Genomic DNA, 16,276 nt, shown 5'->3' with positions numbered 1-16,276 from the left:
ACGCAATGGCACGTCTGCCATAGAAAAGCGTCAGCAGTCGGCTGCCCGGCGGTGGATTGGCCCTAGCGCTGGGCAGCTGGGTGAACCCCAGGTTTTCACGGACCGCACTGAAGTGGATACCATGCGTGGCCAGGTGCAAGCGGCCTCGACTCGGCCGGCGAGAGACGGACACGATCTTGGCGAGTCGGAGACGCTCCTCCTTGCGCAGAGGCGAAGTGCGATGGCCCTAATCAACGAGAACGCGGCGCGTGTTGTAGCGCGGCGGCTCAGGCTTCGGACTCACTGCGCATTGGATGTCTTGGTCGCGTCTTACCAAGACGGACACCTTGAGCTGAGAGACGTGCAAAAGATGTATGAGCAGTTGCGGGAGGCTGCCCTTGACGCTGGAGACGTCCTCCCTTCGCCATGCAAGGGTCGGGTTCTGGATCAGTGGCGCACACCAGCCCCGGCCTAGGTTGACGATCCCAGCGGGTACACGGTCGTCAACCGCGTGAGCGCTGCGTGAGCGGACACGCTGGCACCCTTTGGATTCAGTGCCACGTCGTCGAGGTCGACAGGGCTCTGACGAGGAAGAACTGGACCGGGCGTGATCATGAACCATCACCCGTCATGATCTTTCAGGCCCTCGTAATGCGTAGGTCTCGGGTTCGAATCCCGAAAGCGGCTCCATCGGAAACCCCGGATCAGAATTTTTTCTGGTCCGGGGTTTTCTGGGTTTTCGGGGTGGCTGGTGGGGGCGCCGGGGGGCTACTGGGCGGGGATCGGGGCTGGTGGTTCGTGGGGGGTGGTCGGGGGGTGGGTGATGGTGATGGTTGCGTGGTGGGGGGAATCCGGGGTGTCGGTGGTGGGGGTCGGGACGTGGGACTCCGTGGTGATCGTGAAGGCGTCCGAGGTGAGGGGGGAGCCGAGGGCGTGCAGATGGGCGTCCAGGAGGCGGGTGAAGAACTCGCTGACGCGTTCGGCGTGTTCGGCGCCGCGCTGGATCGAGCGGCCGAAGTGGGGCTGGCCGGAGACGGACACGGTGGCGCGGCCGGTGATCTGGACGGTGGGCAGTCCGTGTCCGGTCCCGGCGCGTTCTACGGAGCTTCGGGCGACATCGGCGGCCAGGGTGTCGAGGTGGGTGTTCTGGGTGGGGGTGAGGGTGGTGGTGTCCTCGGTGGCGAAGGCGATGTCGTGGGTGAGGGAGGGGTGCGGGGACGTGGGGGTGGCCGTGGCGGTGGGCTCGGGGGACGTGGTCCAGTGGAAGACGTGGCCGGTCAGGGTGCGGGGGGTGGCGTAGGGGCCGGTGTCGTCGTGGGGGTGGAGGGTGATGCGGACCGGCTGGCGCATCAGGGACGTGGGGCCGGTGAGTTTGGCCTTGCCGGGTTCGGTGGGGTTCCTGGTGTGCGGAAGGGCGGGGGCGGGGGTGGGGCGGCTCGGGGTGCCGGGGGCTCGGGTGACGGGGCGGGCGGAGTCGTAGGTCTGGTCGCGGGTGAGGCGGGTGGTGGGGACGGGGAGGGTGAGGACCGGGTTCTCGGTGAGGACCGCGAGGTCCAGGGGGGAGACGCTCCAGTTGTAGGAGTTGGTCGCGGCGGTGGCGGACTCGTCCTTGACGGCTACCGAGAGTTCGTCGTCGGCCGCCTCGCGGCGGGTCAGTTCCTCCGCGGGGCCGATGGCCTCCATGGAGACGGCGAGTGAGGTGCCCGGCACCCGGTAGGGGCGGTCCGAGGTGCCCAGTTCGTGGAAGAGGGCCGGGAGCGACTGGCCGGAGAACATCTGGCGGATCGCGAACTGCTCCTCCAGCGTGAGGCGCTGTTCCTGGCTCAGGTCGTGGCCGGGGCCGAGCCGCGGGTCGGCGGTGAAGGTGGCCAGGAAACGGGAGACCGTGGCGGTCAGGTGCTGGGGCAGCACGGTGTGGGCCGCCCAGTGGGCCGCGCCGGCGCTCCGGGCGAGGGCCCGGGAGGAGTAGGCGCCGGCCTGGCCCAGCACCCCGTCGCCCCAGGGGCGCGGGGTCGCCTGGACCTGGACGGCGGTGTCGTGCAGGGCCTTGGTGTTGTCGAAGCCGACCAGGTCGTGCGCCCCGCGCAGGGCGTCCTGCCAGGCCGTGTACTGGGCGGGGTCGTGGAGGCGGTCGAGTTCGACGTCCGAGGGGCGGGCGGTGGCCGGGTCCTCGGGGGCGTGCGGGGCGTCGGGGTGGGGGGCGGCGGTCGCCTCCTCGGTGAGGGACTCCGGCACCCACGCCGTGGCCCGGTGCGGGCCCACCTCGGCCGGCTCCTTCGGCAGGTGCACGAAGCGGCCGGTCTCGGTGCGCCGGGTGACCGTCACCTCGTACCGCAGGTCCGTGGTGAACCGGGCGTTCGTGTCGCCGTATCCGGACGTCTTGTGGCCGACGGTGGTGGTCACGCCGGACTCGGCGCTGCTGCCCCGGCCGCCTTCGAGCGCGCCGGCGGGGGTGGCGGAGGCCGAGTTGAAGTGCGGCACCGGGGGGCGCACGGCGGCCCGCAGGTTGACGTCGACGCCGAGGGTGCCCTTGGCGCCGGCCTTGCCCTTGACCGTGTGGGCGGCGGTGACGTCACGGGTGAGGGGGCGGTCGGAACGGGAGCCGTCGTCGCGCCAGCCGTCGGGGACACCGCGTACCAGCACCTCGGTGACGACGTGTCCGGCGCGCGTCACCTCGACGTGCCGGTCCAGGACGCCGGGGCCGACGAGTTCGTCGTAGCGGGCGGCGAGGGCGTCCGCCGAGTAGGTGTCGGCGAAGGGGAGGGCGGCCACCGGGACGCCCTCCTCGCCCGGACCGCGCACCTGCTGGTCGATCTCGCGCAGGACGGCGTCGGTGTCGGGGAGTTCCACCAGGGCACCGCCCGAGACGCCCTGGTCGAGAAGGGTGGCGCGGCGTTCCTGGGCGGCGGGGGCCGGGTCGGCGGGGGCGGTGTGCAGGCGGGTCACGTCCTCGTCGGAGAGCAGGACGTAGAGCTGGTGGTCGCGGCGGACCGGGCCGCCCACGTGCGCGGCGCCGGACGCCCCGGTGAGGCGGCCGGCGACGCTCACCTCGGCCGTCGCCCGGTAGACGTGCCAGGTGCCGGTGTGGCTGACCTTGCGGCTGGTGCTGGTCTGCTGCTTGAAGGTGTCGACGTCGTCCCACTGGCCGCCGGCCTTGAGCTTGCCGCCGCCGCGCACCTGGAACGTGGTGGTCAGCGCGCCGGTCGCGGTCTCCGGGAACAGACCGAAGTCCGGGCCGATGTTGCCCTTGACGGACCACGACGTCTGGTCGGCGAGGGCGGTGGCCCCGCTCGCCTTCAGCTCCAGGTCGAGGGTGCTGTCCCCGGACAGCGTCTCCTGGTAGGTCAGGTCGATCAGCCGGGTGCGCACCGACAGGCCCACGGTGTCGGGGGCCCGGCCGTCGCCGACGTGCCGGTCGAGCGTGTTGGCCCAGCCGGAGTGCGAGGCGGAGACCAGACCGGGCAGCTGGGCGTGGCCGGTGAGCGCCTCCACGGCCTCCTCCAGCCGGGGGACGGACGGTTCGGCGTCGGCCGGCTCACGGGTCCGGTACGCCTGCTCCAGCGCGGTCCGCGCCTGGCGCTGCAGCCCGGCCTCGTCGGCGACCCGCGTGACGGTGTGCAGCTGGGGCAGCCGGGCCGGCCGCAGGTACCGGGGCGCGGTGGCGGACAGCTCCGGGCGGCGGACCTCGACCCGCAGCCGGTCGTCGGCCGCGGTGGCCACCTCGCGCACCGTGGCCGGGCCCCGGCCGTCGGCGGGGCGCTCGGCGGGCAGGGTGCTCGGCGGGTCGCCCTCCCGGTGCGGGGCGACCAGCACCCGGTACGTCACCGGGTAACTGAACGCGTCCGCAGGCCCCTTGTGCTGGAACGTCCGCTTGGCCTGCGTCTCACTGGACGCCACGGTCTGCCGGGACGGGCCGTACGAGCCGTCGACACCGGCGTTCCCGAACGTCCGTACGGTGTCCGGCGGGTTCAGCGCCGTGCGCACGTTGCCGCTGACGCCGAGGGTGTGCTTGCTGCCCCTCGTCAGCCCCTTGTCGGCGGCATGGCCCCGGGCCACCGTGTCCTTCGCGGTTCCCGTCGCCGCCCCGTCGTGCCGGCCCGCCCCGGTGTCGGCGCGGACCACCACCTCGTACGTACGACCCGACAGTCCCGGAAAATGGGAGGCGTCCAGGGTGATCCGGAAGGTGCCGTCGAGGAGCCGTCCGCCGTCGGCGCGCAGCCCGGACCGGGAGACGCGTTCGCGCAGCAGCCGCTGGTTCTCCATGGCCTGCGGGGTGACCCGGCCCGCCCCGCCGTCGGGCGGCGGCAGGACGCCGGGGGCCAGCTCGTGCAGCCGCTCGGTGATGTGCCGCTCCAGCTCCCGGGAGCCGGGCACGTCCACGAAGCCGGTGCGCTGGGCGGTCAGGGGCTCATGCAGGCTGACGGGGGCCGGGGCCGGGGCCGGGGCGGGAGCGAGGGCGTGGGTGTCGGCGGGGGCGTGGGCGTGGGCGTCGGTGGGGGGTGTGGCCGGCTGGTGGCGGACGCGGATGACGTCGCCGGTGCGTACGGCGGGCGGGTTCTCCTCGTCGCGCGGGGCCTCGCCGCGCGCGGGCGCGGGGCCGGGTTCCGTGCGGACCGCGTGCAGGCTGTCCGTGCCCGGGGCCAGCCGCTCGCGCAGCACCTCCAGCCGGAACCGTACGCCCGTCCTGACCAGGTCGCCGGTGCCCTTGTGCTCCAGGCTCCGCTCCAGCGAGAAGGTCTGCTTGCCCTTCTCCTGGTGGGCCTGGCTGTACGCGTAGGAGTAGCCGCCGGTGACCGTCAGCCAGGTCGACTCCTTCGTCGTACCGCTCTGCCACAGCCGCCGCGCGCCGCCGCCGTTCAGGCCGAGGCCCCAGCCGGAGGTGTCGGTACGGCCCGTGGCGTGCTCGCCGGTCTCCTTGCCGGTGACGGTGTCCTTGTCGGCGACCGTACCCTCGCGCACCGACGTCCTGGGCTCCAGGGTGAGCCGGAGCCAGGCGTGGCCGCCGCCGGTGAGGTCGAGCCGTTTGGAGGTCAGGCCCCAGCCGGCCGCGTGCTCGAAGCCGTCCACGACGTTCTTCGGGGACAGGAACTCCAGGATGTCGTTGTGCGCGGTGCCGTCGGGACGGGCCTCGTCCGGGAGACGCCGGAAGACGTCCTCGTGCAGCGCGCCCAGGCCGGTGACGTCGAGCGGACGGCCCTCCGCGCGGTCGGGGCGGTCGCTGTCCCAGCCGTTCCAGTCGGCGGCGCGGCCGTCCGCCGGGGCCGGGACCGGGCGGGTGATCTCCGCGGTCACGTCGCCGGTGACGGGTTCACCGGCGGGCCGGGCGAGCGGGTGGCCGTCGGGGCCGGTGACGGTCGCCTCGTAGCGGAACCGGGAGACGTAGGTGTCGGTGGGGCCGGTGAGCGAGGTCTTCGTGCCCGTCTCGGCGCCCGTCTTCACCGAGGTGTCGGTCGCGTGCGTGGCCCCGCCCGCCTTGACGGAGGGGGTGATCAGAGCGAGCCGGTCGCCCTGCGAACCGTCCGGGCGGATCACGGTCGGGGCCAGGTCCAGGCCCGCCTCCGAGGCGGTGAGCGACGTCTTCTTCGGCTCGGCCGCGCGCTTGGCCTCGGCGGACCGGTCGAAGCTCTTGCCGTTCCGCTCCTCGGCCGTCGCCTGGTCCGGGCGCAGGTCCCAGTGGCCGGGGTCGGCCGTGAGCGCCACGTCGTGCAGGGCGCCGGCCACCCGGATCTGGAAGCGCCAGCCGCCGTTGACCATCTGCTCGTACCGGGTCCTGAAGTTGGCCGGGTCGAACTCCGCGTCGAGCTTCTGGACGACCTGGCGGTCGGTGCGGTGCGCCTCGGGCAGGGTCGCCAGGACCTCGGCGCGCAGGTCCTCCGGGCCGGGGGCGTGGGTGATCCGGATGCCGGTCAGCGACTGCTGGTACCGGTCGCCGAGCCGGGCGGGCGGGCCGGGCGGCTCGGGCGGCGGTGCGGGGTGGTCGACGGTCTCGGGGTCACCGGCCCGGTGCGGGTCGTCGTCCGGCCGGGGCGGGATCGCGGGGTCGCCCTCCGGCTCCACGACCATGGGTTCGGGTTCGGGTTCGGGCTCGGGCTCGGGCTCGGGTTCGGCGGCCTTGACGGCGTCCCCGGTGATCGTCCCGGTGGCCGTCTCGGGGTCCACGACGGGTTCGACTACGGGTTCAACTACGGGTTCGACTACGGGCTTGACGACGGGTTCGACGACGGGCTTCACGACGGGGTCGACCACCGGCTTGACGACGGGCAGCGCCTCGGGCTCACCGTGCCGGACGCCGACCGCGGTCTCCGGCTCCGTGGAGGGGAGGGTGGGGTACTCGATACGGGGGAGTGGGGAGGCGTGCCCGAGGGGCGAGTCGGCGCGGACGAGGGCCGGCGGCTCCGGCGCGGGGGTGGTGGACTCGGCGTGCGCGAGCGGTGACGGGGGTTCGGCCTGCCGGATCGGTGCGTCGGCCCGGGGGACGGTGACGGTCTCCGTCTGCGGGAGCGGTGGTTCGGGGCGGTCGGTCGGTGGTTCCGCCGGGCCAGGCCGTGGCTCCGGGGCCGGGCCCCGGAAGCGGAACTCGGCCGGGGCGTGCACGAGTTCCGCGTTGTTGACGCCGGGGCGGAAGCGGAGGAGGGGCTCGCCGCCCTTCTGGTGGGAGTCCACGATCTTGCTGAAGATGCCCTTGCCGAAGGGTGTGGTCGGCTCCCAGTCCATGTGCGCGCCGTGCATGACGGCCATGTCGTTCTTCATCATGGCGTCGACGACCTGGTCGTACCGCTCGCCCTTGAGCCGGGTACCGTCGGGCGTGCTGATATCGAACACGTCGTGGTCGCCGGTGATCTCCCGCCACTCCCCCTCGGGGTCCCGGCCGAACACCAGGCCGTCCTCGACCTTGAACCGGCCCTCGGCGCGGAGTTGCTCCATGACCGGCGCCAGCGTTCTGAACTCCTCCTCGCGCTGGGCGTGCCGTGCCTGGAGCGTGGTCCAGGTCGCGTCGTCCAGGCTGCCGCGCTCGGGCAGCACGGGCTTGAAGTAGCCGATCAGACCGCGGTGTTCCTCCTTGGCCCCCAGCCTGACGTCCAGGTCGTTGACGGACTTCGCCTTGATGTCCTTGGGCTTGGGCAGCTTCCCCCCTTCGAGCCAGTCGGCGGCCGTCGGGTTGGTCGGGCGGACGTCGATCCGGAGGTTGCGCCCGGTCGCGATGTCCTGGAACTTGCGGAAGTTGGCGGCGGGCATGCCGTACTGGGACCGCGCGTCGGTCTCCGTCACGGTCCCGTCGGAGGCGGTGGTGTTCGAGGCGGTGGTGTTCGAGGCGGTGGTGTTCGAAGCGGTGGCGTCGGCGGCGGTGTCGGAGAGGTGGCGCAGTTCGGCGAAGCCGTCGGTGGTGGGGATCGCCGAGAGCGCCGGGTGGTCCGGGGACCGTTGCGCGCGGGCCGCCGCCTGGGCGGAGGACTCCGCCACCGCGCCCGACGGGAAGTCGTCCGCCGTCCGGTACGGGCGAGCGGGGCGGGTCATCATCGCGGTGCCGTCGGACTGCCGGCCGTCGCCGTCCGACTGCGGGGCGCGCGGCATGACCTCGTCGCCGCCGTGCGCGGCGCCGGTCTGGTACGAGCCCTGCTCCGCGGCCTGCCGCTGGGCGTGCTCGACCCAGGCGTTGTAGTGGACGGTACGGCGGGTGTTCCAGACGCCCGGCAGGTGCGGCAGATACCGGTCGACGAAGTCGGTGTACATCTGTTTGGCTCCGCCCTGGTAGACCGCCGGGTCCTGGGCCAGGAAGCCGTCGAAGTACGCCAGGTGCCCGTCGACGTCGTACCCGGCGAGGCGGCTGTACTCCGGGTACTGCTTGATCTCCGCCGTCACCTTCAGATACCGGCGGGTGGCGTCGCGCAACCGGTGTGCGTCGAACGCCTCCTGCCCCTGGTGGTGCTCGGTGAGCCCCAGGTCCTCGCGGATCCGCTCCACGTCCGTATGGGCGAAGCCGTGCTCCTTGCCGTACACCTCGATCGGTTTGCGGTACCAGGAGTTCGGGTCCGGCGGCTGGTACCTGCCCCACAACTCCGGCTTCAGCTCGAAGTCCTTGGAGTACCTGCCGGACGCGGTGGGGGGATCGATGACGACGGTCCGCTCGTACCCGGGGGCCAGACCGCCCTTGCGGGTCTGCCCGTGGGACTCCGCGTGCCAGGCCTCCATGCGCCGGGAGCCGGTCGAGTCGCCCTCCTCCAGATAGCGGACCGGGTGACCGATCAGCGCCACGGCCTCCAGGTTTCCGGAACGGAAGCCGAGGTGCTGGACGCCGTGCTGCCGGGCGAGGTGGTCGTAGAGCCGGAACTGGCCGGTGCGGGTGTCGCCGCCCCAGGCGTGCAGTTCCTCGGTCGGGGTCCGCCAGAAGCCGGTGAGGTTGTGGATGTGCTCGGTGCCGAGCTCGGTGCGCATCTCCCGGACCAGCTCGGCCCACTTGCCGGCCTTGGCCGGGTCGGGGTGGGGGTCACCGGTGATGATCACCGCCTTGTAGTCGCCCGCCAGGTTCCGGACGAGCTGGCGCATCCCCTCGAAGCTGGTGTCGTGCTCCATCCGGCTGCGCAGGTCGGACCACTGCGCTCCCTTGCCGGTGAACCGGGACCACAGCACGAGGACGTCCTTCTCGCCCTCCGGGATGCGCACCCCCCGCTCGGCCAGCCAGTCGGTGACCTCCGCGTCGCGGTGGTCCTCCAGATGCCACGCGTTGCGGATGGCGGTGCGCATCGGCTCCGAGAAGTTCCCGGCGACGTAGTCGGTGCCGCTGGTGACCCCCCACAGCTCCTTCTGCTCGTACATCTCCTCGAAGTACTTGTTGATCCCCCACTTGTCCTGGGCGATCCCGGCGGCCTCGTCGTTCAGCTGGTGCCAGACGTTGCCCTGCTCCAGCCTGGGGAGGTCCAGCGTCCAGATGCGGTCCTCGTGGATCCCGCTCTCGCGATAGAACGCCTCGATGGCCCGCGACTTGTCCAGTACCGGGTCGTGTCCGGGCAGGCCGGGCCCGGGGCCGCGCGCGATCAGGACGTGCATGTCCGGCTCGGCGAGCAGCATCGCGAGGATGCCGAACTGGTCGCCGGAGGCGTAACCGGGCTGCATGATCAGCGACTTCTCGGGTGAGTACACCGACGGTCGCAGGGACTGGTGCATCCGTGGGGCCACCGCGGGCGCGGTCCCGCCACCGGTCACGGGCCGGAGGCGGCCGCGTCCGGCGCCGAGGGGGTCGGAGACCGGGTCCACCCAGGCATGGCTGCGCTCGTGGCCCTGCGCGGACTGCCGGGCCCGCGTCCACTCCTCGTCGTGCGGCGGTGCGCCCTCGCCCGTGCGGGTGACGGTCTCCGTCTCCGTCTCCGTCCTCGACCCCGGGGCCGCGTCGAGGGGGTGTCCGGCCACGGCCGGTTCGCCCAGGTCGCCGATCCCGGCGCCGATCAGCTGCAGATGGCGGTCGCGCAGCCCCGCCTGGCGCAGGCCCTCGGGCGCGGGAGCGCGGTAGTCGCCCTGGAGGCTGCCCTCGACCGCGGGGCGGTGCGGGGTGTCCCGGTCGCGGTACTCGTCGCGCAGGCCGATCTGGTGGGCGATCTCGTGCGCGAAGTCGACGGGCTCCGCGTCCGGCCACCACGACCGCTGGTCCATGGCCCGCTCCCGGCCCACCAGGTCGACCGTCAGGTGCGGCTCCTCGCCGGGGCGGGCGCGCACGACGGTGACGTGCAGCCGGTCGCCGTTGGGGAGGCGGTACGAGGGCGCGTTGAGGAACTGCTCGACACCGTCGGACATCCGGTTCCACACGGCGTCGGTGTCGTGCCCCCGGCCGCCCTCGCGGAACGCCACCCTGATCGTCAGATCGGTGAACCGCTCGTTCCGGTACATCAACCGCCGGGCCTCGTAGCCGGACCGGACGACGAAGCGGGGCGTGCGGTCGAGCGTCATCCGGGGCGCCGGATCCCGTCCGGCCTGGTGGCCGCCGGGGGGCGGGGTGGGGTCCGGGGTGCGGTCGGGGACGGGGACGGGGACGGGGTCGGGGGTGGAGGCGTGGGCGGCGGCCTGGCGGTGGGGTACGGAGGTGCCGTGCTCGCCGGGTGTGGCGGCGGAGGTGGCGTTCGAGGTCTCGGTGACGTCTGCGGTGGCGTCTGCGGTGGCGTCTGCGGTGACGTCTGTGGTGGCGGATGCGGTGGCCGACGAGGTGGCCGACGAAGACGTGGTGGCGGTGGTGGACTGCGTGGGCCGGGGCGTGTCCGCGGTGCCGGTGGTCTGCGTGGTCCTGGCGGATTCCGGGCCGGTCGCGGTACGGGTGGCGGCGGACGGCGGGGTGTTCGTCTCTGTCTGCGTGCGTACGGATGCGCTCGGCTCGTTACGGGTGGACACGCCGGTCTCCGTACGGACGGACGGCGTCGACCCGGTCGTACCCGTACCCGTACCCGTCGTCGACGGGCGGGCGGTTCCGGCGCCGCCTGTCGTCACGCGGGTCTGCGAGGTCGCCGCCGTACCGGTACGGGCGGCTGTCCCGCCGTCGGCGTGAGATGTGGCCGTGCTCGATGTGGACGTGACGGTGGTCGTGAACCCCGGTAGCCCCTGCTCGTGTTGGTGTTCGTGCTGGGCGCCGGATGCGGATGCGGATGCGGACGATGACGTGGCGGTCGTGGTCGATGCGGACGTGGTCGTGGTCGTGCCGTGGGCCGTCTCGACGGTGTGGTGGGTGCTGGAGTTCCGCCCGGTGGCTGTCGCCGTGGCGGTCCCGTTCTTCTCGGCGGTGGACGTGTTCGGTGTCGAGTCCTTGAAGGTCCCCGTGCCGGACAGGTTTTCCGTCTTCTCGGCCGAGACCAGGCCGGGCAGGTCGGACAGGCCGGAGAGGCTGAGCTTGAGCGCGTTCGGCACGTTCACGTGGACGGGGTCCACCTTGACCGTCTCGTCCTTGCCGCCGAACCGCCGCTTGCCGCCACCGCCCAGCGCGCCCAGGGCACCCGCGGTGATGGACGTGCCGAACTCGTCCTGCCCGCTGTGGTAGATGCCGTACATGATCCCGGACGTGCCGATGCCGGTGGCCGCGCCGAGGATGCCCTTGCCGAGCAGCGAGTGCGCGAACTTCGGCGCGAGGACGCTGCCGACGCCGAAGAAGAGGCCGCCCACGGCCCCGCCGATGGCGCCCGACACCACGGCGGAGACCGTGTTGTCGGTGGACCACTCGGTGCGGTCGCCCTTGAGGAACTGGATGGTCTGGACGGCGACGTCGAGGCCGACGTTCAGGGCGACACCGGTCGCGACCGAGATGAGCAGCCGGCGCAGGATCATCTTCACCGCCACCCGGGCCGCCGTGATGGCCACCGGGATGACCTCGGGCGCGAAGAAGATCCACTCGGCGATCTGCGCGGCCAGCAGGATGAGCTGGCCGAGGATCATGTACTTGGAGTACTCGACCTGGACGGCGGTGTGCTTGCCGAGCTTGCCCAGCTGGTTCGCGGACTCGGCCATCTCCGGGAGGCTGGACTCCAGTTGGGTCACGAACGCCCGGAACTCGTCGGCGATCTGCCCGCCCACGCTCTCCAGGACCCCGTTGCCGGAGGAGCCGATCTGCCCGCTGATGCCCTTGAGTTCCTGAGCGGCGTCGTTCCACGCCTGGCCGAGGGCGTGCAGGTTGTCCTCGTCGCCCTTGGGCCAGGCCTGACCGACCGCGAGCCGGGCGACCCAGGCCAGCTCGGGGGGCATCTCGACGCTCATACGGGGGAGTTCACCGCCGGGTGCGGTGCGGCGAGGAGTCGTGGCCGCCCGTCGTCACGGAGTCCGTCGACGGCGTGATGGCGCGCAGCGCCTCCACGTTCCCCTCCTCGGTCCGGGCGAAGCCCTTGGCCATGGTGCGGATGCCGTCGACCGTGCTGTCCAGTACGTTGCCGACGCCCCTGATGCCCTCGCCGAGCTGCCGTCTGGGCTCCGCGTACTGCTCCAGGAACTGCCGTCCGCTCTCGTCGTCGCCCCAGCACGCGCCGAGCGCCTCCAGTCGGCCGTCCAGCTTGGTGGCGATGGACCGGATCCGCCCGGCCAGCTCCTGCATCTGCGGGGCTGCCTGGTCGAGCTGGGCGGTGTCGACGGAGAAGGTGCTGCCGTCACTCATGGGTCTCTCCCTGGAAGCCGTGGTCGACGTAGTCGCGTACGGAGTCCGGCATCGCCGGGTCCTCGGGCAGGACGGCGGCCGGGTCGACCCGGCCCTGGAGCAGATCAGGCACGGTCACCCCGGGCGGCAGCTGCTCGGCGAGCACGCCCGCGACGCCCTCCAGCGCCTCCGCCCTGGCCTGCCGCAGGGTGGTGAGCAGTACGTCCGCCAGCTCCTTGGGGGCCATCCGGCGGTAGGCGCCGGTGGGGAACTCGATGGCGATGACGTCACCCTGGGCGCCGACGGTGATCTTCACCGTCTGCCGCGGGGCGGTCGCGGTCGCCGTCGCCTCGTTGATCCGGCGCCGGGTCTCGGCGGCCTCGTCGCGCTGGCGGCGGTACTGGTCCAGCAGGTCCTCGATCTGCTGGTCGTACGGGCTGGGCACGGGAACTCGTCTCCTGTCGGCCGGGTCAGAGGGCTTCAGATAGGGGCAGAGGGGGTCAGAGGGTGGCGGTGGAGTCGCCGGGGACGGTGCCCCAGGTGCTCTGGTGCTGGACCAGCAGGTCCGCGATGCCGCGGGCGGCCGGTTCCTCCTCCGGCTCCTCCCCGGCCGCCGCCGACTCCCCGGGCTCCTCGGGTTCCTCCGGCGCGGGGCCGCCGTCGCCGCACATCGCCTCGCCGGGGGCGGCGCTGCCGGTGCCGGCCGGTGACCCGGCGGCGGTGCGGTCCGGCTGCCAGGTGGTGCGCGGCTCGGCGGACTCGGCCTCCTCGGGGTCCGCCTCCCGCTCGCGGTCACCGCGCAGCGCCCACAGCAGGGGGACGAACCCGGCGGCGCCGGTCCCGGCCTCCCACGCGGAGAAGTCCTCCTCGCCGTCGTCGGCGTCGCCGGGGCCGTCGCCGTGGTGGTCCGCGGTCAGCGGGAGGCCGTCGGATCCGACGGCGACCGGTGCCGTGCGCGGGGCGGTCGCGGTCTCCGGAGCGGTGCCCTCCGCCGTCGTACCCGGTTCGGCCGCCGCCGGTTCCCCGGTGCCTTCCCTGGTGCCTTCCCCGGTGCTTTCCCGGGTGCCCTCTTCGGCCCGTCCGTCCGTGCGGCCCGTGGTGGCGCGGGTCGCGGGGCCCGTGGTGGTGCGGGTCGCGGCGCCCGTGGTGGTGTCGAATCCGGGCAGGTACGGCACTCCGGGCAGGGCTCCGGTGAGGGAGCCGGCCTCGTCGTCGCCGGACTCCTCCTCCGCGCCCTCCCAGGGCTCGGTGCTGCCGTCGAGCAGCCCGGAGGCGTCGGTGCGTTCGCCGGCTCCGTCCCGGCCCGCGCCGGAGGCGCCGCCCATGCCGCCCATGGCCGGCAGGTACGGCATCCCGGCCGTGCCGAGGCCCTCGCCGCCGGCCGCCGTGCCCAGCTCGGAACCGACCTCGTCGCCGGGGGCCTCCTCGCCCTCCCAGGGGTCCGCACTGGAGTCGAGCAGCCCCGAGGCGTCCGTGGGCTCGGAGGTGAGACCGGCGCCGTTCGCCCCGGTACCGCCCATCCCCGGCATGTACGGCATCCCGGAGGACGTCGCCAGCTGGGACGGGGAGAGGGCGTCGGAGGCCAGGCCGTCGGTGAGACCGTCGGTGAGGCCGTTGCCCAGTCCGTCGCTCAGTCCGTCGTCCAGGCCGGTGTCGCCGAAGGCGGCCGGGTCGGCGGTGGACAGACCGCCCAGCGCGCTCTCCCCGTCCGCCCCGAGGCCGCTGTTGCCCAGCCCGGACAGGCTGCCCAGGCCGGGGAACGAGAGCGGGTTGAGCGCGCTGTCGAGGGCCGACGGGTCGAGGCTGCCGAGATCGCCCAGGTCACCGAGGTCTCCGATGCCGTCGCCGCTGCCGAGCCCGCTGTCCGTACCGCCGTCCAGGCCGAGGTCGCCGGGGTAGGAGGTGGGGTCGCCGGAGCCGTCCAGACCGGCGAGGTCTCCGATGCCGTCGCCGGTGCCGAGGCCGCTGTCCAGGCCGGTGTCGGGATAGCCGGAGAGGGCCGACAGGTTTCCGGTGTCGCCGAGGTCGCCGATGCCGCTGTCGGACCCGCCGCCCAGGTCGGGGTCGGTGTTCAGCCCGTCGTTCGGATCCGGGAGGCCGTCGTCGTTGCCGGAGTCGTTCGGGTTGTCGGTCGGCGAGGTCACCGGGGTCGGGTTCACGATGGCGTCGGTGGTGACCTGGTAGGAGTGCGCCAGGCTCTTGAGGACGGCGCGCATGTCGTCGGTCATCATCGCGACGAGTTCGGGCTTCTGGCTGATCGGGATCAGCCCGTCGGCCATCGGCGTGACGCCCATCCGCTGGGCCTCGTTGGCGTAGAACGTGTCGATCTCCGCCAGCAGGTTCTGCGCGCTCTGGAAGGAGATCGCGTTGTTGGCGAGCTGGTGCGGGACGGAGTGGTCGCCGGTCGAACCCCCGGACAGGACTTCGGCGTTGGCCTTCACCTGCCGGGAGAAGTTGGTCATCATGTCGAGGAACGAGTCGGCGGCGGTGCCGCCCCACGGCCCGTTGTCGCCGGCGAGCGCCTTGGCCTGGTCGACCAGGCTCCGGGTGACGCCCTCCAGGGTCCGCTGGACGTGGTAGAAGGCGTTGGCCGCGTCGAGCAGCGACTGCGGGTTCGCGATGGAGCGGGCGTGCGCCAGGTTGGCGTCGGTGGAGACTCCGGACGACATGCCGTAGACGGCGGCCTTGATCTGCTTCCAGTCCCAGTTGTCGTAGTCCGTGACGCTTCCGTTGTCCGAGCCGTCGGGATTCCCGAAGATCGCCCCGTCATCGCCCTGGTGGAAGCCGTCGCTGTTGTAGTCCGGCACTTTCGCCCTCCCGCGGAACCCGCCTAGGTGGTGGTGTTGGAGTTACCGGAACCGGTGTCGCCGTTGCCGGTGCTGCTGTTCGGGTTGCCGGTACCGGTGTTGCCGGTCATGCCGCTGCCGCCGTTGGACGTCATCATCGTGTTGAAGTCGGCGGTGGTCGTCGTGAAGGCGTCCGCGAGGTCCTGGGCCGTCATGTTGTTGGCGTCCTCGGTCGTGGCGTACTTGTGGCTCAGCCCCCGTACGCCGTCCCGCAGGTCCGTCAGGCCCCGGACCAGGGCCGACAGGGCGGCGCCGTAGCTCTTCTTGAGTCCCTCGTCGGCGTTCGGACCGTTCACGGTCGCCCGCATCTTGTTGGCGTGGTAGAAGGCGCCCGGCGCGATCGCGACATCGCCCAGACCGGTGGCGACGTCGCGCACCGGCTGGATCAGCAGGTCGATGTTGGAGACGAACAGGTCCAGCGACGGCGTGCTGACCGAGGTCCCGTTGTGCCCGTCGCCGCCGGGTACCGGCGGCGGCACGAAGGGGTGCAGATCGGTGAGGATCCCCGGGACGTGCAGAACGTCCGTGCTGCCGTGGTAATGGTGGTCGCCGGAGTCGCCGCTCCCGGTGTTGCTGTCGCCCCCGCCGTAGTCGTTGTTGTTGATGTTCGGGTCGTTGCTGCCGTGGTCGCTGTCGGCAGTCTCGTTCGACATCTCACTGCTCCCAGAGACTCACGCCGTGCCGCTCACCCGCGTAGTAGGACTCGTTGATCTGGCCGAGGGCGTTGGTGGCGTTCTGGGCCTGGGTCACCATGTCGGCGGCGGCGGCGTCCCACTTGGCCTTGGCGACGTCGTAGGTGGCGCGGGCGTCGCTGGTCCACTCGCTCAGGTGCACCTTGGCGCTGTCGTCCAGCTCGCTCAGCGCCGCCTGGATCTTCCCGCTGATCGCGGTCATCTCGCCGACCACGTACTCGACCTGGTTCATGTTGACGGTGTACGTAGGCATGGTCGCTCCTCGTGTGTGGGGGTGGTGGTGGGGATCGGGGATCAGAAGCCGGGCAGCGGGGTGGACATGCTCTTGTGCAGCTGGGTGGCCGCGTCCGAGGTGTGCTGGTGCGTGGTGTCGTAACTCCCGGTGTTCGCCTGGAGCTTCTGCAGCATCAGCTCCAACTGCTGCTTCACCGTGCCGAAGTCGGTGAGCCAGGTGTCCATGGCGCTCTGGAAGGTGGTGGAGGCGTCACCGGTCCAGCTGGAGCGCAGCGCCTCGATCTGGCTCTGCATCTGGGTGTACGTGCTGTTGACCTCGTCCAGGGCGGTCTGGAAGCTGCCCTGGGCGGTCCGCATGCCCGAAGTGTCGACCGATGTGTTCGTGTTGGCGGCCATGGCCGTTCCTCTCGTGCCGGGGACCCGGGGACCCG

7 protein-coding genes are annotated in these 16,276 nt (G+C 72.4%); all 7 read right to left on the bottom strand.

The features are described from left to right. Positions 1–747 precede the first annotated feature (747 nt). Genes ACFZB3_RS26150 through ACFZB3_RS26120 form a run of 7 tightly spaced genes read right to left on the bottom strand, consistent with a single transcriptional unit; the run spans position 748 to position 16,241 of the window. A complete protein-coding gene (locus ACFZB3_RS26150; protein ID WP_391379092.1) occupies positions 748–11,703 on the bottom strand; it encodes a hypothetical protein in 10,956 nt (3,651 codons plus the stop codon). 10 nt (positions 11,704–11,713) lie between these two features. After that, positions 11,714–12,094, bottom strand: a complete 381-nt coding sequence (locus ACFZB3_RS26145) for a WXG100 family type VII secretion target (protein WP_391379090.1) — start codon at positions 12,092–12,094, stop codon at positions 11,714–11,716. Further along, on the bottom strand, positions 12,087–12,518 hold the full coding sequence (locus tag ACFZB3_RS26140) for a YbaB/EbfC family nucleoid-associated protein (RefSeq protein WP_391379088.1): 432 nt from the start codon (positions 12,516–12,518) through the stop codon (positions 12,087–12,089). The genes ACFZB3_RS26145 and ACFZB3_RS26140 overlap by 8 nt, the downstream gene beginning before the upstream one ends. 55 nt (positions 12,519–12,573) lie before the next feature. Continuing rightward, entirely contained in the window at positions 12,574–14,880 is a 2,307-nt protein-coding gene (locus ACFZB3_RS26135) for a WXG100 family type VII secretion target (protein ID WP_391379086.1), read from the bottom strand. 23 nt (positions 14,881–14,903) lie between these two features. Beyond that, positions 14,904–15,572, bottom strand: coding sequence for a hypothetical protein (locus ACFZB3_RS26130; protein ID WP_391379084.1), 669 nt, complete (start codon positions 15,570–15,572; stop codon positions 14,904–14,906). 1 nt (position 15,573) lies between these two features. Then, positions 15,574–15,864, bottom strand: coding sequence for a WXG100 family type VII secretion target (locus tag ACFZB3_RS26125; protein ID WP_361286073.1), 291 nt, complete (start codon positions 15,862–15,864; stop codon positions 15,574–15,576). A 41-nt stretch (positions 15,865–15,905) separates the two neighbouring features. Next, positions 15,906–16,241 carry a WXG100 family type VII secretion target gene (locus ACFZB3_RS26120; protein WP_391379082.1) on the bottom strand — a complete coding sequence of 112 codons (336 nt, stop codon included), beginning with the start codon at positions 16,239–16,241 and terminating at the stop codon, positions 15,906–15,908. Between the last annotated feature and the right edge of the window lie 35 nt (positions 16,242–16,276).

Source organism: Streptomyces sp. NPDC008092, assembly GCF_042957285.1.
In the GTDB taxonomy this organism is placed as follows: domain Bacteria; phylum Actinomycetota; class Actinomycetes; order Streptomycetales; family Streptomycetaceae; genus Streptomyces.
Note: the sequence above shows the minus strand (reverse complement) of the source record. Positions and strands in the feature narration are given on the sequence as shown.

Bases quoted from the DNA above. Each gene is read 5' to 3' on its own strand.
- ACFZB3_RS26150 (WP_391379092.1), bottom strand. From the start codon at position 11,703: ATGAGCGTCGAGATGCCCCCCGAGCTGGCCTGGGTCGCCCGGCTCGCG.
- ACFZB3_RS26145 (WP_391379090.1), bottom strand. From the start codon at position 12,094: ATGAGTGACGGCAGCACCTTCTCCGTCGACACCGCCCAGCTCGACCAG.
- ACFZB3_RS26130 (WP_391379084.1), bottom strand. From the start codon at position 15,572: ATGTCGAACGAGACTGCCGACAGCGACCACGGCAGCAACGACCCGAAC.
- ACFZB3_RS26125 (WP_361286073.1), bottom strand. From the start codon at position 15,864: ATGCCTACGTACACCGTCAACATGAACCAGGTCGAGTACGTGGTCGGC.
- ACFZB3_RS26120 (WP_391379082.1), bottom strand. From the start codon at position 16,241: ATGGCCGCCAACACGAACACATCGGTCGACACTTCGGGCATGCGGACC.